Below are 19622 nucleotides of genomic sequence, written 5' to 3'. Positions count from 1 at the left end.
AGTGTCAGCTTACTCCTTTGGCAAAATTGACGAACTCGCTGAAGATAGAGTCTTTAATTAATCTATCGGGTGTGAAGGCGTAATAGTTTTGATACGTACTTTCGATAGTGCCAATTAGGCAGACGTCATAGTGCCGTTGTAATTCTGATTTTATCGAAAGTGGGGCAGGAAAAATGCCAAACCCCTGTTGGCCTAATGCCTTCATCAAGGCACTGTCATCCACGTGACCTGCGACTTTTATTTCTATATTTTGCTCTTGCAGCCAAAATTGAATCGAATTCGTTACTGGGCTGTGTTTCGCGGGAAGAATGATTGGTTGCGCTTGTAATGACTTTGGGTAGTTTGCCCTAAGTTCTTCACAATTAGAAATTGAACCATAAAAGCCGATCTGGCTCTTTCCTATTTCGTGACAAAATACTTTAAATGGCAGGTTACTATCAAGTGGTTTGTCCGCTAGTACGATATCGAGTTTATGCATCGCCATCTGAGCCAATAATTCAGACTGCTGACCATCAATACAGTGCAAATTGGCAACTTGCTCATTTTCTATCAAAGGCGCAAGCCATTTTGATACTAACGATTTTGGAATGGCATCTGAGATACCTACTTTTAATGTGCGATGCATGGCTGTTGCACCATCTTGTGTTGTTTCTAACCATTCTTTGGCAATTGAAAACATATCGTCCGCATACTGCTTGGTCAAAATGCCGAAGTCAGTCAACCTGAGTCCTCTTCCTTCTCTTATAAATAAAGGTTTCCCCAGCCGATCTTCTAAGCTTGATAGCTGCGCGCTGATGGTTTGAGGCGTCAAATGAAGGACTTTACTTGCACCTGCGATGCTGCCTTCATTGCTTACTTGCCAAAAATAGTAAAGGTGATTGAAGTTTATGTTCATATTGTTCGTAAAAACCTTTCTTTTAGTTAGATATAATCAGCTTTTATCTTTTCTTGAACATTAGTAGATTTGATCTCATGGCGCAAGTAGAAGTTGAGAGAATGTACCGGATAGCGTAAGCGTTTTTAATTCGAGTCATTCTAAGTTTTCAACAAAGTTATATTTGATGCGATTGTCTGAGGTAATGATGAAATTGAACCTTGTTGGTGTAAATGAGCCGATAGCGGTGTCAAGTAAAGTGGCTTTTGCAAAAACGATAAATGAAGCGTTGTGCGGCTATGCAAACAATATTCGAAAAATAAATGTACGAATTGAAAAGCAGGTGGACAAGCAGATTGGCAAGTTTACCTTATGCCAAATTGAGCTTTTATTACCCGGATTACCAACATTAAAGGTCAAGGCAAAAGGTAAAACTTTGCTGCAGGCATTAAATCGGGCATTACGCAATTGCAAGCAAATCTTAAAACAGAATTATTTTAAACTCGGTTAGTTTTCAGTACCGAGTGATTCCATTCCCAAGCACTTGCAGCGGCAAGGAAGCCGCGCAATTTTTCTTAATGTATCATTTTATATAGCTGTAACAGCCAAGCTAATTTTCACGGCGGGATCGTTCCTTGATGAAATAGCATACAGACCACAAAGATTCCATGCGCTGGAAGCATGTTCGCGCTTATTTTGAAGTGAATTCAGGGCTGAGCATATCTTTGTAATGGTATTAACGAAATACGTCTCACCCTGAGCTAGTGCCGTAGTAAACTTCAGATTAGTGAACCCGACAACTTTGAGGATATCTGGATGGATCGCTACAAGCATCTGTTGCTGTTCCACCAGCTATATCTTTGGTTCTCTCCAGAGGAAGGTTGTTGCTGCGATTTAATTGCTTCATTTTTTTAGTTGTTAATTTCAATTTCATAGTATTTTCTCCTTGTTTAACCGTACATTAATCTACTGTTTTTTTTTGTTCGATCAATGTTTTTTATGTCTTGTTCGTTGACGTTACCCTTATGAAGCAGCGGCAAGGAAGCCGCGCAATTTTTCTTAAAGATCCTCTATAAATTACCGATATGTAGGTCAAAGGAAATCATATTAGCCAAAGACAATGAACGTGAACTTTTTAATTCACTCACCAGCTCAATCAAACACAAGTCAGATGGAGCAGAAAACCAAGGTTGAAGAAACGACAGAATCTAAACCACTCAGACTATCAGAAAAAGATATGTCTAAGTTATCTGGAGAAGAGGTAAGAGAGGAGCAGGAGGAAGCTGCACTACCACCTCATATTCAAAAAATGGTTGAAAAGCTAGAAGAGCTTAGAGAGAAAATAAAGGAAGAGCAAAAATTACTCGAAGAGCTAAAAGCAAATGACGCTTATCCAGATGAAATGAAAGCGGAGCTAGTTACACAAAAGCTTGAACATATTTTACGTATGCAGAATCAAGTTATTGAACTAACCAAAAATATCCAAAAAGCTTTAAAAGAGGCTGGGATAACTGATCCTGGCATCTTGCTTAAAGCGTTAGCTTAAAAATCCAACCAACAATATTTTACCTTGCGCCATATTTGGACGTTGGCAACATAAATCTATGCGCATGTTTGCGGCGGACTTATACAAGCGTTTTAACTTAGGAAAAGGCTTAGTGACCAACTGTAGGGTTTTTACTCTAAGGCTCCTTCTTGTTATACCGTCTAGAAATGCATAAGACGTAGAGTTTAGTGCTGAGTGGCAGGCGGTTAACATGTCGTCTGTTATCTGATGTTGATGAATCGCTTCAAACCCTGCTTGATCAGTTAAATTTCCTGTGGATGCGGCAAGCACACAGACCGAATACACATCAAATATTCCGATTGCGCGGACTTTCTGGCTGCTCGGATCTTCGTATGCGACCATAACGCACGGAAGGTTATCGGGATCATATTCCATTTGATGCACCTGATAGAGTCTCAGCTCTGTATCAATATGTTTGTTCATTAGTTTTTCAAGTTGCCCAACTTGAGGTAAGGGCACGCCTTTATGTAGCGTATGAATTTCTCTTGTTTTGCTGCTTTCTTCCGCGGCTTTGACCAGCGGCATGATTTTGTTATGAAGGTCGTCGTCAGCAAACGGCTTTGACAGTACAAACGCCGCACCATAGTCAAGGGCGAGCTTAATTTGCTCACGATCGTCGACAGTCGTTACCATCGCCATGGTGACATCAAGCTGTTTTTGTTTGATTGCTTTGACGAGAGCAAGCCCTGAAATATCGGGCATATGCCAGTCGGTCAATACAATATCTGGATGCCAAGAACCAATAATCTTTAGTGCTTCTTTTGCACTTTGTGCTTTCTTTATCAACAGCTTACGATATCTAAAACGCACTAAACCGCGACGAATAATCTCAAGTGTTGCCGCACTGTCATCCACGAGCAATATCTTCACACATTACCACTTTATTGAAAAATATAGATTTATTATAGGCACGATTTTTAACCAATACTAAAATGAAAGTAAGAAAATAATGAGTGCATAATATGTTTCTAGGCAAACTACCAGTCGATGTATTTATCTATATGGCGGTGAATATCGGGCTACTGATATTAGTTTTTTGGTTTTATATTTTGCTGTTAATCCTGCGAGAATTTAGATTGTTTGCAAAGACTGCTGGTGGAGCTGGGACATCCAACGCAGAGCAACAGTATCTACTTCAGCATTGTCGCGATGCAATTAACAAGTCAATGAAGTTTGTCGAAGATAACCAACACACCATTCAAGAATTGGCTAGCTTACAAGTCCACTTAGAACAACAATTAGCTGAGGTTAAACGTTCAACACAGGATCATATCTCGCCAGAAGAGCAAACCCACATGGATGATTTAAACAGTAAGTTACTTAAATCGCATCGGCTAATAAAAAAACTTCGAGGAGATTTGTCGAAAAGTTTAGAGCGACTTAAGCAAATGAGGAGAAAGTTATATGACCAATATGAGTCTACAGAGGAACTACAAAAAGAAAATGACACGTTAAAGCAGCAGCTAGAAGCTTCTAGGTCTGTGGGAGGCACGTCCGAGCAAGAGCTAGAGCAATTAGTCGCAACTTTTGAAAAAGAGCGCCAAGATATGTCTCAAACTATCAATGAATACAAAAGACAAATTGCCGAACAAAGTCAGGCTCTGCAACAGCTAATGGTTCAAGAGCAAGAGGTTGAAGATGGTCCAAAGTTGCAAGCTATTCAAAAAGAGTTGGAGCAAACCCGAGAAGCGTTGGAGCATTTGTCCAAAGAGAAAAAGTTTATAGAAAGCCGATATTTGGAAGTCGTCAAAAATCAAACCAAATAGTTAACAATGTGTTTTATTTCTCGTGACATTAGTCTTGAGTTTGTGTAAGGTTTAGGCACTCACATTACCTGCTTTGCCTTTAGCTTTTGGGATTTACTTCACTTGAAAAGTGAAACTTATTCGGCTCCAAACTCTATCAAGTGACGTTAACGCTAGTTGAGAAAATAGCGGTGAAAAGTACTAGTAAAGTGCATATTTCTCAATAGCTAAGGCAGTGGTAAAAGGATTATTTCATGGCCTATATTCCAGATACGAGTGCTCAAGACTCTGAGGTTGAAAGACCTAAAAAAAATAAAATATTGATAGCGGTAGCAAGTATTCTCATATTAATTACTGTTTTCTTTTTTGCATCAATTATTGGGCAATGGGCAAGCGGTCAAACAGCAGTTTCAAGCGATAAAATTCATATCTCAGCAGTTAAACAAGGTGACTTTGTTCGCGATATTTCTGTTCAGGGAAAAGTCGTCGCAGCACGGCGTCCGACAATATATAGCCCTGCTCAAGGGACTGTGACCTATTTGGTCGAGTCGGGAGATAGCGTGATTGAAGGTCAAACCCTTGCCGTAATAGATAGTCCGGAATTAAAAAGTGAGTTTGCACAGCATCAAGCTAAGCTAAATCAGTTAGATACTGAGCTTCAGCGACAAATCATTCAAGCTAAAAAACAAGACTTAGCACAGGAAAATTATTTAGGTAAGGCTACCGTTGTATTGAATGCTGCTAAGCGTGAAATGCGTCGCTCTGAAGATGGTTTAAAAACTCAAGTTGTCAGCGATATTGATTATCAAAAAGCCAAAGATGATCTCGAAAATGCACTTCGAGAATACCGCCTGGCAATTAAAGAAGTTGAATTGCAAAAAGAAAGTCAGAAGTTTGAGATTCGGACCAAAGAGCTTGAACTTGAGGCACAAAAAGTCAAAGTAGTAGAGCTTGAAAGGCAAGTCGATGCACTTAAAGTTGTCTCACCAGTAGGGGGACTCGTTGGTAATTTAGTAGTCGAGCAAAAAAATTCAGTGGCTAAAAATCAGCCATTATTAAGCGTGGTCGACCTCTCCAAATACGAGATAGAGGTACAAATACCTGAGAGCTATTCAGATGATTTAGCCTTAGGAATGTTAGCCGAGGTGAACCTCAATGGTGACGTTTATAGTGGCGAAATCGTTGCCATTTCGCCTGAAATTGAAAATGGCCGCGTTGCCGGAAAAATCCGATTTAGAGACGATACAATTCAGGGATTAAGGCAAAACCAAAGGTTAACAAGTCGAATTGTACTCGAACAAAAAGAAAATATTGCCTACCTACCACATGGTCAATATTTGGAAGCATACAATGGACAGTTTGCTTATGTGGTAAAAGAAGGCACGGCTGTCAAAACGCCAATAAAGATTGGATTGAGAAGTATTGGACAAGTAGAAGTACTATCGGGGCTTAATATCGGCGATCAGGTTATCACCTCTGACGCACGAATCTTTAAAGATGCCCCCAGTGTGAAAATAATTCAATAAAGGAGCTGCAACATGCTATCCATGCGTCACCTATCAAAAGCTTACTATACAGACACAATAAAAACTCAAGCTTTGCAGCCATTTGACTTGAGTATAGAGCAAGGAGAATTTGTCGCCGTTATTGGCCCGTCAGGCTCAGGCAAAACGACCTTTTTAAATATCACCGGCTTATTAGAGGACTTCTGCGATGGCAGTTATGAGCTGGATGGTGTCAATGTTGAAAAGTTAAGTGATAAAGCCAAGTCAAAGCTGCGTAATGAAAAGGTCGGCTTTATTTTCCAAAGCTTTAATTTAATTCCTGAGTTAAACCTTTACGATAATGTTGATATGCCCTTACGCTATCGCAAATTATCATCAAAAGAGCGCCACGAGCGGATCATGGATGCGTTGAATAAAGTGGGTCTTGCATCACGCAAAGCGCATTACCCATCGCAACTGTCTGGAGGTCAACAGCAACGGGTAGCAATTGCTCGAGCGATAGCTGGTAAACCGTCCTTTCTACTCGCCGATGAGCCAACGGGCAACTTAGATAGTAAAATGGCCGATGGTATTATGGAACTGCTCAAAGATATCAATGCGCAGGGAACGAGCATTGTGATGGTGACTCATGATGCTCAACAAGCGGCGAAAGCTCAGCGTATTATTGAAATCCGTGATGGTATGTTGAGCGAGAGAAAGAACTACGATAAGGCCATTGCTTAAGGATAAGTTATGTTTAGTTACTATCTTAAATTAGCGCTTATCTCATTGCGGAAAACGCCTTTTTTATCATTGTTAATGATTATGACAATCGCGATTGGAATTGGCGCAGCAATGACAACTTATACAGTGAGTTATCTGCTACAAAAAGATCCGATCCCTACAAAAAGTGACCGCTTGTTTAATGTTCGATTGAATAGCTATGGCCCAGATAAGCCGTTCAATATTTCCCAAGGGAAAGAAGTTCCACCTTTTATTCTTACCTATCAAGATGCAATAAATCTACAAAATGCGAAACAGGGCGTTAATCAAACGCCTCTTGGTAGTTTCAAAATAATGACTCGCACCACAGAGCAGTCAATCACTGAAGCAAAAATGACCCCAATCCGAAGTGCATACCGTGACATGTTCAACATGTTTGAGGTGCCGTTTAAGTTTGGTGGTGCATGGGATGAAATTGCCGATCAGGATGGGCAGCAAGTTGCGGTGATCAGTAGCGAACTGAATGATAAGTTATTTGGTGGAGAAAACTCCGTCGGTAAGTCATTGCTCTTAGGGGACTTACAGTACCGAGTGGTTGGTGTTACCGATGATTGGTATCCCATCCCTAAGTTTTTTGATTACAGGACTCGTGCATTCAACAAACCTAGAGACGTGATTGTCCCATTCCAAGCGCAAATCAATAACGAGTTGTGGACTGGCTCCGATGTGTCTTATCAGTGCTGGAAAGAACCCGAGGATGACTCATTTTCGGCAATTTTAGCGTCTGAATGCGTATGGGTTTCGTATTGGGTTGAACTAAACTCTGCGGCAGAGCGCAATAATTACATGGACTTTTTGATTAATTACTCGATGGAACAAAGAGAGTATGGTCGCTTTTTACGAGAGCCTTTACATCAATTATTTAATGTAAAGGAGCAATTAATTGAAAGAAAAATTATTAAAGATGATGGCAATGTAGCAGTGTGGCTTGCATTCGCATTTCTTGTGGTTTGTCTGCTTAACTGTATGGCTATGATGGTCGCAAAATTTCATGGCAAAGCTGGTGAAGTTGGGCTTCGTAGAGCGGTTGGAGCTTCTAAACAAGATATTATCACTCAGTTTACTGTTGAGACCTGTATTATTGGGCTATTGGGCGGAATACTTGGGCTATTACTTGCGCAAATTGGCTTGAGTGTCACAGCGCAATTATACAGTCATCTTTACGCTGAGATGCTTGAGATGACTGCAGGTATAGTCATCATGACGATTGTATTGGCTGTGGTGAGTGCTGTGACTTTTGGTTTGCTACCGACTTTACATGCGGCAAAAGTACAACCATCTAGTCAGCTAAAAAACCTGTAGGAGCATGACCATGAGAGATCTATTGCCAATTTTAAAAACCTTAAACAAAAATAAGGCTTCTCCGCTACTACTGATATTGCAAATTGCGCTGACATTTACAATTTTGGTTAATGCCATTTATATGATGGTACTTAAAGAGCAAGAATTGGTGCAACCGACAGGGTTAGCCGAGAGCCAGTTGTTCAGTTTTAGAACTCATTTTGAAGGCAGCGATGAAGAAAAAAATGCAGCCCTTGATACCGACCTTGCCGATATTCGTGCACTAGCCAGTGTTGAGAGTGTAAGTACGATTACTAGTATGCCGCTTACTAACTGGGGTCGCTCACTAGATGTTGGTTTAACCCCTGAGGAAGATGAAAGGATAACTCATGCAGGCTACTATGGTTCGGATGACACCATTGTAGATACGCTTGGGCTACGAGTGGTTGCGGGTAGAAACTTACAACATAATGATGTGGTACACACGTATTTTGATGGCCATACGGAATCAGCTAGCGTGTTAGTTTCGCAGGACTTGGCACATAAAATTCGTCCTAACGATTGGCGCAGTGTGATTGGAGAAACTATTTATGTTGAATCGGTACCGCAGAAGGTTGTGGGTATCGTTGAAACTATGAAGTCACCTTGGCGGTTTTGGTACGCTTACGATATGACCGTAATAAGTTCGGTTAGAGAACATTATGAAGAAAGCATCATAGTAGTAAAAGCAAAGCCTGGCCAAAGAGAAGTTGCAATGGATGAAGTTCAAGCCTTAATGCTTAAAAAGCCTGGCCGTCAACTTGATGCCTTTAAATCCTTCGAGCAAATAAAAACGGAAAATTTACAAGCGGATTATGCGGTGAGCCAAACGCTAAAAGCGGTGATCGCAGCCTTGGCGTGTGTAACTATGCTGGGGATCTTTGGTCAAGCAAGATATACAGTCTATAAACGTCGTAAGCAAATCGGTACTCGTCGTGCTCTTGGGGCGACTCAGGCCGACATTCTACGTTACTTTATGATTGAAAATGCGGTGGTGTCTTTATTTGGCATTACACTGGGCATAATCATCGCAATCACTGCGAATATTTATTTGGTTAATTACTTTGGGCTTACTAGTGTACCCGGTGATTATTTGATTGCAGGTGCGATAGTAATGCTGCTCGCAGGTCAGTTGGCAGTGACTTATCCTGCTATGATTGCTGCAAGAGTACCTCCAGCTATCGCAACTCGTACGGCATAGCTACACGCTCCGCGCTTACCGCTGCTATTTCAAGCCTTCCGTTACTTTGCTAAAATGGCAAACGGAGGCTTGAAATTACTATGCTTAAAATCTCAAATAATGTCACACTAGCAGAGTGGGAAATCGATATTTCCGCTATTCGCGCACAAGGTGCGGGTGGGCAAAACGTCAATAAAGTCTCCAGCGCCATTCATCTTAGGTTCGATATCAATCGCTCAACACTGCCTGACTTTTACAAAGCGCGTCTACTTGCACTTAAAGACTCTAGAGTGACCAAAGAGGGTGTCATTGTGCTTAAAGCGCAGAGTTTTCGTACTCAAGAGCAAAATAAGGAAGATGCCTTGGAGCGGCTAAAAACACTGATCCTAGAAGCCACTAAAGTTGAAAAAGCACGCAGAGCAACCAAGCCAACAAAAAGCTCGCAAAAGAAACGTCTGAATCAAAAGACCAAACGCGGCCAAACCAAATCACTGAGGGGCTCGGTGAATTGGTAAAGTGCTTAGTTGTTGATAATTTGGCTTCTTAATTTTTCCCGCTGGTGTACGGCAAACTGAATACAAAACTCATTCGATTTAAAGCTACTTGAACAAGTCATTAACCGGATATGTAAACGCAACTGTCAATATTCCCTCTTAAACACCAGATTAGATGTAACTAATTTTAATTCCTTACATTTCAAAACCATAGTCCACATATCCAAATTTTTCGCAAAAAAGTGTTTGCTTTTTAGTCTGTAATGTTAAAAAGTAACAGTGCAATCTTGCTTTTTTGTTAGTAAGTAACATGTGGTGTGTTGGGGGGCGTTTAGAGCACATCACAGTGTGGTAGGTTTTTGGGCTGTGGTGCTAGTGATGGCATTGCTGGCTTTTTCACTGGTTTTTAAAAAGAAGAAAGGAACAACAAAATGTCAAAACTAGTCACCGATATTGGTAAATATAACCCTAAACGAAGCAAACTGGGCCTTGCGGTCTCATCTGTACTTCTTGGGCTTTCTCCACTTTGGGTTGCCGCTGAAACTGTGGGTCAAAATGACAGCGATGTCAAATCTGCGACTGAGAACGAAGCGGTTGAAGTAATTGAAGTTCGAGGGATCCGAGGCAGTATCAATAGCGCCCAAAACATTAAGCGCTTCGCAGATACGGTCAAAGACGTGATCACGGCGTCAGATATCGGGGCGTTACCAGACAAATCGGTGACTGAAGCGCTGCAGCGTGTGCCGGGTGTTACGATTGAGCGATTTGCATCATCCGATGACCCTAAACACTATGCCGATGAAGGTACAGGTGTGCTGGTTCGCGGCTTAGACAGGGTTCGCTCAGAGGTGAATGGCAGAGACGCTTTTAGTGCAAATCCGTCAGGCGGTTTGAGCTATGAAGACTTTCCTGCTGAATTGCTAGGTGCGGTGGAAGTGGTTAAAAACCAAACTGCGGATCTTATTTCTGGCGGTATATCCGGCACGGTAAACCTCATCACCCGCAAACCATTCGACTCTGATGAGCGGCTTATCTCGTTCAATGCAAAGGCCAATTATGGCGACTTTAGAGAAGAAGTGACGCCTTCGTTTTCTGCGTTGTTTTCCGACAGTTGGGAAACCAGTGCAGGTAAGTTCGGATTTTTAATTGCGGCGTCTTCATCAGAATATCAGACTCGAGGAGATGGTGTTGGTCTTGGCAACTTCCACTCTCGAGGCGATTCCTTTATTCCTACCTTGGATCAATGGGGTGGCATAACAGGTGTTGATCCATCATCGCCTGTGGATGGCCCCGCTTTACCAGGGCAACCAGCTGGCAGTGTATGGCATGTGCCTGTCGCTATCCATATGAGCACAGCAACCAATGACCGTGAACGTACTGGCTTAACCTCTTCACTGCAGTGGGCAAATGCCGATGAGACCATAGTTGCGACATTAGAGCACATTCGCTCAGAAGCATCTCTTGAGTGGAACGAGCGCCAAATAGGACAAGCAGCTCAAGGGTTTAAAGGTTTTATGGGATCTTCACAAAATTGGACTGAAAATACGGAAAGTGGCCATCCACTAACTACAGATGATGGTTTTGTGACTTCCGGCATCGCTCTTGGCGTGAGCCCAGAAACACCGTTCTTTTATCGTAGCCGCTGGAATTACAACGAAAATACCGTGAAGGACACTTCATTTAAGCTAACGTTAAAACCAATAGATAGGTTGACGGTCGATTTTGATTACCAGCGGATCGATTCCGACAAAGAGGTGCAAAACTACAGTATGTCGGGTCAAACACGGGGAAACCATGTCCACGTTGTCTCGCCTTATTTCCTCGATATGCGTGGCTCAAGGCCGACAGTTGAGTTTCTCAGTGACAATATTCTAACGGCAGGTTGGTCACCCAATGAAGATTGGAATGGACCTGTGCCTAACCTGTTTTTGGGCAGCGGTATGGAGCAGGTTGAGCGCAATACGGCAGAATCAGACAGCGTTAAACTGGATTTTAAGTATGAGCTAGACGGTCATTTCACGAGTGTCAGTTCCGGTTTTTATATGTCAGATAAAGACTTAACGGTACGAGATACCGCTTACGAGGGCTGGTCTGCAATTGGCACCCCTTGGATCCAAGATGACCGAAATGCCGCCGCGGCGGTAAATCGTCCAGAATTATTTGAGCGCGTTGATTTTTCAGATTATTACAATGGTCAGGTATTACAGGGGCCAGTCAATAACTTCTTGTTCCCAAGTATGGATTTGGTGAAAAACTACGCCGACTCTTTGCGCCAAGGTTGTCGTGATGGTTGGCACAATGCCACCAACAGTGCGGCAAACAACGGCACATGCTCTGGCACTTATGTACCTTATGCAGACAAACCCAATCGCGTTGAAGGTCCATTCGCCGCACACAATATAAGTTCGACTAACGAGAAGCGTACTGAATTTTACATTCGCGGTGATTTTGACTTCGAGTTTCAAGACATTCCTGTGGTGGGCAATGTTGGCCTGCGCTACGTAAACTATCAACTTGAGTCTACGGGCGCTTTGGTGCAACCGGCCCTTATCAAGCGTGGTGAAGAGGGGACATCACTTAATAATGTGATGCAACAAGCAGAATATAAGCGATATTACGATATTGCTGGGGGAGAGTCTAAACTCAGTACCGTTGATGGCACAGATTACAGCACTTTGCTTCCGAGCTTAAATTTGAGTTTTGGTGTATCAGAAGACGTAGTGGTGCGATTTGGTGCATCAAAAGCGCTGTATTACCCAAGTTTAGTTGATGCCAGAAATATCAGTATTCTTAACTTGGATTACACTCGCGTGCTACAAACTCCCGGCGCTGATTACGACGAGGCAACTAACCCCGTTGTTGGGCTAGACGATATCAGTCTAACCGCGCTTTCTGGGAACCCATATTTAGAGCCTGAAGAAGCAATCAATACCGATTTAACTACCGAATGGTATTTCGCGTCCGCAGGTTATGTGACGGTAGGGCTATTCCACAAAAAGCTAGATAATATAATCCGTAGCCGCGCCTTTGATCTTGATGTGTCTTATGGCGGCGAAGATTATGATGTCTCTGCTTACGGCCCCGCTAACACGGGCTCTGGCACCATTCGTGGGATGGAGTTTTCCTACTCACAATTCTACGACATGTTACCGGGTGCATGGAGCGGTTTAGGTTTGCAACTTAACTTTACCTATATCGATCAAGATGGACTTGAAGATCCAAATGAAGTCTCGAAAGGCACGCTTGGTTTCGATGAAAATGGTAACCCGCTGACCGATAATCGTAATACCTTCCGAGTGTTTGGAGGTTTGCCGCTACAAGGTTACTCAGATCAAAACTTTAATATCATCGGTATGTATGAGTACGAGGATATTTCTTTTCGCCTTGCATACACTTGGCGCTCTGAGTATTTGCTCACACTGAGGGAATCTGAAGAGTATGTCCCTGCCTATGCAGAGGCGTCAGGTATGATGGACGCAAGTCTGTATTACACCATCAACGACCATTGGAAAGTGGGTTTTGAAGCCAGCAATTTATTGGATACGGAAACCAAAACCAAGTATCAGATGGACCAAGCTGGGACAAAAACGCAGGCACTCAACTTTACCACGGATAGGCGTTTTGCATTGAGCGTCCGTGCGACTTTCTAATGTCAGCAAAGGCCAAATGCAGCTTGGCCTTATACCAATCGCAGTAAGTCAATGTGCTATTTTGACGTGGGGAATTAATGTTTAAACTCAAGGATTTGAATAAACAATGACAATATTAGCGAAAGGCACTGGCGACCCACTGCAACTAGATAATAGCGGCTGGGATATTCTCGCAGAGCAAGTAAGTTTGCCAGTTGCAGTGATAAAGCAAGACGCTATCAGTCACAACGCAAATTGGATGGCGAATTTTGCAAAGGAAAGCCAAGTATTATTGGCGCCTCACGGCAAGACAACGATGTCACCAGCGCTATTTAAACTACAGCTTGAACATGGCGCATGGGCCATCACGGTAGCGACCGTACCACAAGTTTCCGTAGCCATAGTCGCGGGCGCAAAACGAGTGATCTTAGCGAATCAACTTGTTGGCGAATATCATATGAAGCAAGTTGCTAACATGCTTACTGATACTGATGTTGAGCTCTATTGTTTTGTTGACTCTATTGCAAATGCCCATGCTTTAGGCACATTTTTTACTCAGCATTCGCTGCGTATTTCCATTTTACTCGAAGTGGGGGTTGAAGGTGGTCGCGCTGGTTGGCGCGATCTTGCAACGTTAGAGCAGCTAGTCAATGTATGCCAACAGTATGCTAGCTTAGAGATTGCAGGTATTGGATTTTATGAAGGCGTGATCCACGGTGATAATGCCGAGCAAAGGATCGCCAAATTTGTTGGCTCGGTAATGAAAGCGGCGGAAGGTTTACTGCAAAAAAGCGTATTTTCAAAGGCATTGCCTATTATCACAGGCGCGGGTTCTGCTTGGTATGATGTCGTGGCAAATACACTAAACAAAAGTGAACTGGCTCAGCAATTTCGTTTTGTGATCCGTCCCGGCTGCTACCTTATTCACGATACCGGGATCTATCAGGATGCGCAGCAAGCTGTGTTATCACGGAGCAACCTCGCTTGCGATTTGGGGGAAAGTTTGGTGTCGAGCTTAAGCATATGGGCTTACGTGCTTTCGACTCCAGAGCCGGGGGTCGCGATAGTTGGCATGGGTAAAAGGGATGTCGCATTTGATGCTGGCATGCCCACACCTGAGCTGATTTACTCTCCGCCGTCAAAGCAGCTGTGCTCATTAGGCGGCGCGGTAAAGGTCGAAACAATCATGGATCAACATGCTATGGTAAGTATTGCATCTGGGTGCGAGGTACAGGTTGGCGATATGCTCTGCTTTTCGACTTCTCATCCTTGCTTGACCTTTGATAAGTGGCGACAAATTGGTGTTGTCGAGCGAGATTGGGTGATCACCCAAACCATTTCTACCTATTTTTAATTGAGGCGAAGCTGTGGACATTATTAGCAAAATTAAGGAAGGTTTGGGGCACTTTAGCCCAGCGGAAGAAAAAGTCGCTAGGCTTATTTTGGCTGAGCTTAACTTTGCCGCAAGCGCATCTATTAGCGAGTTAGCTGAAAAAGCACAGGTCAGTCACGCCAGCATTACGCGCTTAGCGCGTAGCCTAGGCTGTACCAATGTACGTGACCTTAAATTTCAACTGACACAATCAGCCGCAATTGGTGAGCGTTTTACAAATCCTGAGCCAATTGAAAAAGAAAAGATTTCTCATGTTTATACCTCTATTCAGGAGATCCTCACGCTCAATGCGGGACTCATCGATGAAGCGGTTGTGGAGCAGGCGAGTGAAATGATTTGCGCCACGCGTCATTGCTTAATTTTTGGGGTTGGTGGTGGCAGCAGCCTGATGGCTCAAGAATGTCAAAATCGCTTATTTCGCTTGGACGTACTTAGTAATGCTCACTCCGATCCTATGATGATGCGCATGGTTGCCGCGACGGTGAATAAAGGGGATGTGGTGATTTGTCTCTCGCTTAGTGGTGTTTCTCCTGATGTGAAAGCGGCGGCGCTTATCGCCAAAGAGTATGGCGCTGAGGTTATTGCTATTTGCCCAGTGAGTGATTTGGCGGACATTGCTGATCACCACTTACCCATCAAAACTCAAGAAAGTGATTACATCTTTAAGCCCAGCGCTGCACGCTATGCCATGATGGCTGCGGTGGACATTTTGTCGAGCGAAGTTGCCATGCGTAATCAAAAGCGCTCAAGAGAAAAACTCCGACGGCTTAAAACCCAGTTAGATCAGCATCGAGATAAAAGCAGCAATATGCCACCTGCCGATAAACGCTTTCCTTTGGGGGATTAATGCTGAGCTCATCTCTTTATGTTGATACCCTCATTCAAGGCGCGACGGTGTATTTTGAACCAGGCTCTGAATCACAAGTAGTGGATGTCGCGATTAGCAAAGACAAGATTGTTGCGCTTGGCAACTGTAGCCATTTGCAAGCACAGCAATGCATCGATGCCACAGGCTTAGTGCTCGCGCCCGGTTTTATTGACGTACATACTCATGATGACCTTGAAGTACTGCGAGGCCCACATATGCTGAGCAAAGTGAGCCAAGGTGTCACCACCGTCATTGCCGGTAATTGTGGTATTAGCGCAGTGCCTTACTGTGCAGATCAAGCGCCGCTTGACCCCATTAACTTGCTCGGGGAGCAATCAGAATTCGCCTATCGTGAACTACAGGATTATCAACACGCCTTTAGTAACGCCGCTCCGAGCGTCAATTTAGCCATGTTAGTTGGTCATACAACGCTCAGAGCGCAGGTTATGACGGATTTATCTCAAGCCGCCAATGCGCAAGAACTTGAACAGATGAAAACCTTGCTGCACCAAGCGATGGCGCAGGGGGCGATAGGGTTTAGTACTGGCCTTGCTTATTACAATGCTGAGGGGGCAAGTCAAGCTGAAGTGAATGCGTTGGCCGAGGTTGTTACACCATTTGATGGTATCTATACCACGCATTTACGTACGGAATTTCAAGGAGTCATTCGAGCCATGGACGAAGCCTTTGCGACGGCAGAGCATGCCAAACTGTCGCTGGTTATTTCACATATAAAATGCGCAGGTAGAGAGAATTGGGGCAGAGCGCCCGAGGTATTAGCGCATTTTGAACAGCATAGAAAAACGCATCCAGTGAGTTGCGATTGCTACCCTTACGCCGCGAGCTCAAGCACCTTAGATCTTAATCAGGTGACGGAGGAGACGGATATTTTTATTACTTGGTCGGAGTCTCATCCAGAACTTGCACAGCAAAGCTTGGCAGACATTGCTACGCAATGGCAAGTGTCTCAGCTTGAAGCAGCAAAGCGCTTGCAGCCAGCGGGCGCTGTGTATCACTGTATGCTGGAAGATGATGTGCAGCGGTTTTTAAGTTATGAACACAGCATGGTGGGGTCTGATGGCTTGCCGTGCGATCCGCATCCGCATCCGAGACTGTGGGGGACATTTCCGCGGGTGCTTGGACATTACTGTAGAGAACAACAATCGCTGCCGTTGGCATTGGCTATTTATAAAATGACAGCGCTGCCAGCGGCGCGCTTTAAGCTGCGGCAACGTGGCAATATTCAAATTGGTTATTTCGCCGATCTGGTGTTATTTGACCCCAATCGGGTGTTAGACCAAGCAAGTTACAGTAATCCAAAACAACTTGCCTCAGGCATTGTGAAGGTTTGGGTGAATGGCAAGCTCAGCTACGTTGAGGGCGCGAATGCAGACTCCATTGTCGATTTCGGCCGAGCAGGACGATTTTTAACGCGTCAAAATTAATAAAAATCAAAATCATCAAGAGGTTAACATGACAATAAGAAGAATAGGTGCTGAGGGCGGCACGGGCACTGGTGGACAACACTTACCCTTTGCGCGAGCAGTTGAAGCAGGCGGTTGGCTAAAAGTCTCGGGGCAAACGCCAATGCGAGATGGTGAAGTGGTTGAGGGCGGCATTGTTGAGCAGTCGCGTCTGGCCATCGAAAACTGCATCGCGATTATGACCGAGGCGGGTTATGGCCTTGAGCATGTTACGCATGTCTCTGTGGTATTAACTGACGCAAGATATTTTCAGTCCTTTAATAAGGTTTTTGCAGAGTATTTTTCAGCGCATCCTCCTGCGCGAATTTGCATGGTGGCCGACTTAGTCGTGGATTGTAAAGTTGAGGTTGATGTCACCTGTTACAAAGGCGAATAAACGTTATACGAACAACAATGTTCACAGGAGGAGAAGCATGACGGATAGTCAGCAAGTGTATTTGCTTATTTTTCTGTTGTATTTGTCTGCCATGATAATAGTGAGTTGGCTGGCATCTCGGTGGCAACGGTCAAATTGCGACTATTTATTAGCTGGGCGAAAAGTACCGTTGATTCTGACGCTAGGCACCACCGTTGCCACTATGGTTGGCACTGGCTCGTCGATGGGAGCGGTCGGCTTTGCCTATCAACACGGTTGGGCGGGCACGCTTTATGGCATTGGCGGCGCGCTAGGTATTTTATTGCTAGCTTGGTTGTTTGCACCAGTTAGGGCTGAGCGCTTTGCGACAATGAGCGAAGAGTTAGCAAGCTATGTAGGCAATCATCAAGTCGTTAAAAAGCTCTTAGCAATATTGATTTACGCGGCAAGTGTCGGCTGGCTTGGCGCACATTTGATTGGCGGGGGCATGTATTTAGCTTGGCTCACTGGACTAAATGAGATCAGCGCTAAACTGATTATTGGACTGGGACTTGCGGTATACGTGACCTTAGGTGGATATTCGGCGGTAGTCTGGACGGATGCAATTCAGGCCGTTATTTTGTTCTCAGGCTTTTTGTTGATGACCTACTTTGTGGTCGAGGTGGTCGGTGGTTGGCAAACGCTAACCAGTGCTTCGGTTGCAGCGGGAGCTGGGCTCTTTTCATATCAAAATATTGGTTTGTTGCCTGCTATTTCAATGGCGCTGGCGGTGCTGGTGGGCGTATTGGCAACACCATCGTTTAGGCAGCGGATCTACTCCGCCAAAAGCATAAGCAGTATTCGTACGTCGTTTATTATCTCGGGATTACTTTATTTGGGGTTTTCATGTATTCCTGCTCTGATTGGTATTGGTGCTTATGCAGTTAACTCGAGTTTAGACAACCCTTCATTTGCTTTTCCCTATTTGGCGTTAACGGCGATGCCGGTGTTGATTGGCGGCTTTATTTTATTGGCGGGTATTTCCGCAACGCTTTCTAGTGCCAGCTCCGACGCCATTGCTGGAGTGAGTGTGTTGGTTTCTGATATTTACCTGACTTGGTGTAAGGGAAATATTGCGCCACACAATCCGCTTTTGGTCTCTCGTATTGCCATGTTGATCACCGTGTTGTTGGCATTATTTATGGCGGTGTTGTCGAGCGACATTATTAGCTATATCACCAAAATGATTTCCGTTGTATTAGCTGGGCTTTGTGTGATGGGGTTATTGGGGCGCTTTTGGCAAGGTTATACTTGGCAAGGCAGTTTAGTCACCCTGATGGCAGGTTCAGTGGCTGCCCTACTCGTTGGTATGAACGACGGTTGGCTGGCTTATTTTGGTAACCCGATTATTCCTGCGCTGCTCTGTGCTTTGGTGTTTGGTGTATTGACGAGTGTCGTAACAAAACCCAATGAAACCGCATCGCCCGAAAAAACGGAAGTGGCATCATGAAAGGCGCAATAAAACAGTTGGTGTGCTTTGGTGAATGCATGGTGGAGCATAGAGCAGATGGCACAAGCTCGTTTGGCGGTGATACCTTTAACACGGCTTGGTACATGGCTCAGTTACTCAAGCAAAGCAACGATAACCACATAGCAGTCGGTTTTGCCAGCGCCATTGGTACGGACAAGGCCAGTACAAACTTGCTTGATATGTTGTCAAACACCAACGTGAGACAAGACTATATTTCGCTTGAACCACATAGCGCGCTTGGCGAGTACTGGATTACGCTCGATGAGAAAGGAGAGCGACGCTTTACCTTTGCCCGTGAGCACAGCCCTGTAAGGCAGTATTTTAAGCGTGATGAGACCTTAACTCAGGCACTTCACAACAAGGATATTGATGCAATTTATCTCTCTGGAATAAGCCTTGCCATTATATGTGAGTCGCAGAGAAAGCATTTGTTTGAGGCGTTAGCCGCGTTTAAAAACCGAGGTGGGTTCATATTTTTTGATAACAACTATCGCCAAGCCCTTTGGCGTAGTGATAACCCCGAATTGAGTTATCAGGCTGTAATGGCGCTGGCAGACATCGCATTTTTAACCGACGAGGACGAATATACAGTGTATGGCACCGCGAATGTGGACGAAATAATTGCAGAGCATCAAAAGCAAAGCTCACAACTCTTAGTTATTCGCCAAGGTGCTCAGCCATGCGTGCTCGTTCCACCTGATAATTCTTCACCCATTTATATCGCGGCGCAAAACATAGCGCCGCAGCTTATCTTAGATACCTGTGGTGCAGGAGATGCGTTTGCGGCGGGGTTTTTAGCGCATTGGCTGAAAGGTTGCGATTTGCAAACGGCTGCTTGCTTTGCACACCAAGTTGCCGCCGAGGTTATCCAGCATCATGGCGCGCTTATATCCGCCGACTTTCTGCCAAAGCTTGTTACTCAGGAATAGTGTCATT

General features: G+C 44.2%; 18 protein-coding genes. 15 read left to right on the top strand and 3 right to left on the bottom strand.

Translation table 11 applies throughout. The annotated features are described in order from the left end of the window. Positions 1 to 4: 4 nt before the first annotated feature. Positions 5 to 895 carry a transcriptional activator NhaR gene (gene nhaR / locus JJQ94_RS04600; RefSeq protein WP_099029784.1) on the bottom strand — a complete coding sequence of 297 codons (891 nt, stop codon included), beginning with the start codon at positions 893 to 895 and terminating at the stop codon, positions 5 to 7. Positions 896 to 1079: 184 nt separating this feature from the next. Here nhaR and JJQ94_RS04595 point away from each other — a divergent pair, with 184 nt between their 5' ends. Next, positions 1080 to 1385, top strand: a complete 306-nt coding sequence (locus JJQ94_RS04595; RefSeq protein WP_236596445.1) for a hypothetical protein — start codon at positions 1080 to 1082, stop codon at positions 1383 to 1385. A 273-nt stretch (positions 1386 to 1658) separates the two neighbouring features. Here JJQ94_RS04595 and JJQ94_RS04590 read toward each other — a convergent pair whose 3' ends face one another. Continuing rightward, on the bottom strand, positions 1659 to 1808 hold the full coding sequence (locus tag JJQ94_RS04590) for a hypothetical protein (protein WP_172439912.1): 150 nt from the start codon (positions 1806 to 1808) through the stop codon (positions 1659 to 1661). A 186-nt stretch (positions 1809 to 1994) separates the two neighbouring features. Here JJQ94_RS04590 and JJQ94_RS04585 point away from each other — a divergent pair, with 186 nt between their 5' ends. Next, positions 1995 to 2420 (top strand): hypothetical protein, encoded by a 426-nt coding sequence (locus JJQ94_RS04585; protein ID WP_099029787.1) that lies wholly within the window; start codon positions 1995 to 1997, stop codon positions 2418 to 2420. On the opposite strand, the gene JJQ94_RS04580 is transcribed toward JJQ94_RS04585, so the two are convergent. Beyond that, positions 2412 to 3311 carry a response regulator gene (locus tag JJQ94_RS04580; protein WP_099029788.1) on the bottom strand — a complete coding sequence of 300 codons (900 nt, stop codon included), beginning with the start codon at positions 3309 to 3311 and terminating at the stop codon, positions 2412 to 2414. The genes JJQ94_RS04585 and JJQ94_RS04580 overlap by 9 nt on opposite strands. A 92-nt stretch (positions 3312 to 3403) precedes the next feature. Here JJQ94_RS04580 and JJQ94_RS04575 point away from each other — a divergent pair, with 92 nt between their 5' ends. The 13 genes from JJQ94_RS04575 to JJQ94_RS04515 all read left to right on the top strand — a co-directional run bounded on the left by JJQ94_RS04575 (position 3404) and on the right by JJQ94_RS04515 (position 19615). After that, positions 3404 to 4207, top strand: a complete 804-nt coding sequence (locus tag JJQ94_RS04575) for a chromosome partitioning protein ParA (RefSeq protein WP_099029789.1) — start codon at positions 3404 to 3406, stop codon at positions 4205 to 4207. A gap of 233 nt (positions 4208 to 4440) precedes the next feature. Next, positions 4441 to 5712 (top strand): efflux RND transporter periplasmic adaptor subunit, encoded by a 1272-nt coding sequence (locus JJQ94_RS04570; RefSeq protein WP_099029790.1) that lies wholly within the window; start codon positions 4441 to 4443, stop codon positions 5710 to 5712. Positions 5713 to 5724: 12 nt separating this feature from the next. Beyond that, on the top strand, positions 5725 to 6414 hold the full coding sequence (locus JJQ94_RS04565; protein ID WP_099029791.1) for an ABC transporter ATP-binding protein: 690 nt from the start codon (positions 5725 to 5727) through the stop codon (positions 6412 to 6414). A gap of 9 nt (positions 6415 to 6423) precedes the next feature. Further along, positions 6424 to 7755 (top strand): ABC transporter permease, encoded by a 1332-nt coding sequence (locus JJQ94_RS04560; protein WP_099029792.1) that lies wholly within the window; start codon positions 6424 to 6426, stop codon positions 7753 to 7755. Positions 7756 to 7765: 10 nt separating this feature from the next. Next, complete coding sequence (locus JJQ94_RS04555; RefSeq protein ID WP_099029793.1) at positions 7766 to 8974, top strand: ABC transporter permease; 1209 nt, start codon at positions 7766 to 7768, stop codon at positions 8972 to 8974. A gap of 80 nt (positions 8975 to 9054) precedes the next feature. Next, positions 9055 to 9468: an alternative ribosome rescue aminoacyl-tRNA hydrolase ArfB gene (gene arfB, locus JJQ94_RS04550; protein ID WP_010375624.1), complete on the top strand. Its 414-nt coding sequence runs from the start codon at positions 9055 to 9057 to the stop codon at positions 9466 to 9468. Positions 9469 to 9878: 410 nt separating this feature from the next. Continuing rightward, positions 9879 to 13097 carry a TonB-dependent receptor gene (locus tag JJQ94_RS04545; protein WP_099029794.1) on the top strand — a complete coding sequence of 1073 codons (3219 nt, stop codon included), beginning with the start codon at positions 9879 to 9881 and terminating at the stop codon, positions 13095 to 13097. Between the two features lie 106 nt (positions 13098 to 13203). Beyond that, on the top strand, positions 13204 to 14430 hold the full coding sequence (locus JJQ94_RS04540) for an amino acid deaminase (protein ID WP_099029795.1): 1227 nt from the start codon (positions 13204 to 13206) through the stop codon (positions 14428 to 14430). 13 nt (positions 14431 to 14443) lie between these two features. Further along, a complete protein-coding gene (locus tag JJQ94_RS04535; protein WP_099029796.1) occupies positions 14444 to 15316 on the top strand; it encodes a MurR/RpiR family transcriptional regulator in 873 nt (290 codons plus the stop codon). Then, the gene (locus JJQ94_RS04530) at positions 15316 to 16782 is read left to right on the top strand and encodes an N-acyl-D-amino-acid deacylase family protein (RefSeq protein WP_099029797.1); all 1467 of its coding nucleotides are present in this window, start codon (positions 15316 to 15318) and stop codon (positions 16780 to 16782) included. Before JJQ94_RS04535 ends, JJQ94_RS04530 begins: the two co-directional genes overlap by 1 nt. 28 nt (positions 16783 to 16810) lie before the next feature. Next, entirely contained in the window at positions 16811 to 17197 is a 387-nt protein-coding gene (locus JJQ94_RS04525) for a RidA family protein (protein WP_010603922.1), read from the top strand. 37 nt (positions 17198 to 17234) lie between these two features. Further along, positions 17235 to 18665, top strand: coding sequence for a sodium:solute symporter family protein (locus JJQ94_RS04520; protein WP_099029798.1), 1431 nt, complete (start codon positions 17235 to 17237; stop codon positions 18663 to 18665). Beyond that, positions 18662 to 19615, top strand: a complete 954-nt coding sequence (locus JJQ94_RS04515; protein WP_099029799.1) for a sugar kinase — start codon at positions 18662 to 18664, stop codon at positions 19613 to 19615. The genes JJQ94_RS04520 and JJQ94_RS04515 overlap by 4 nt, the downstream gene beginning before the upstream one ends. The last annotated feature ends 7 nt before the right edge of the window (positions 19616 to 19622 follow it).

The organism is Pseudoalteromonas sp. GCY (assembly GCF_016695175.1).
In the GTDB taxonomy this organism is placed as follows: domain Bacteria; phylum Pseudomonadota; class Gammaproteobacteria; order Enterobacterales; family Alteromonadaceae; genus Pseudoalteromonas.
The sequence above is the reverse complement of the archived record's forward strand: the minus strand, read 5'-3'. Positions and strand labels throughout refer to the sequence as shown.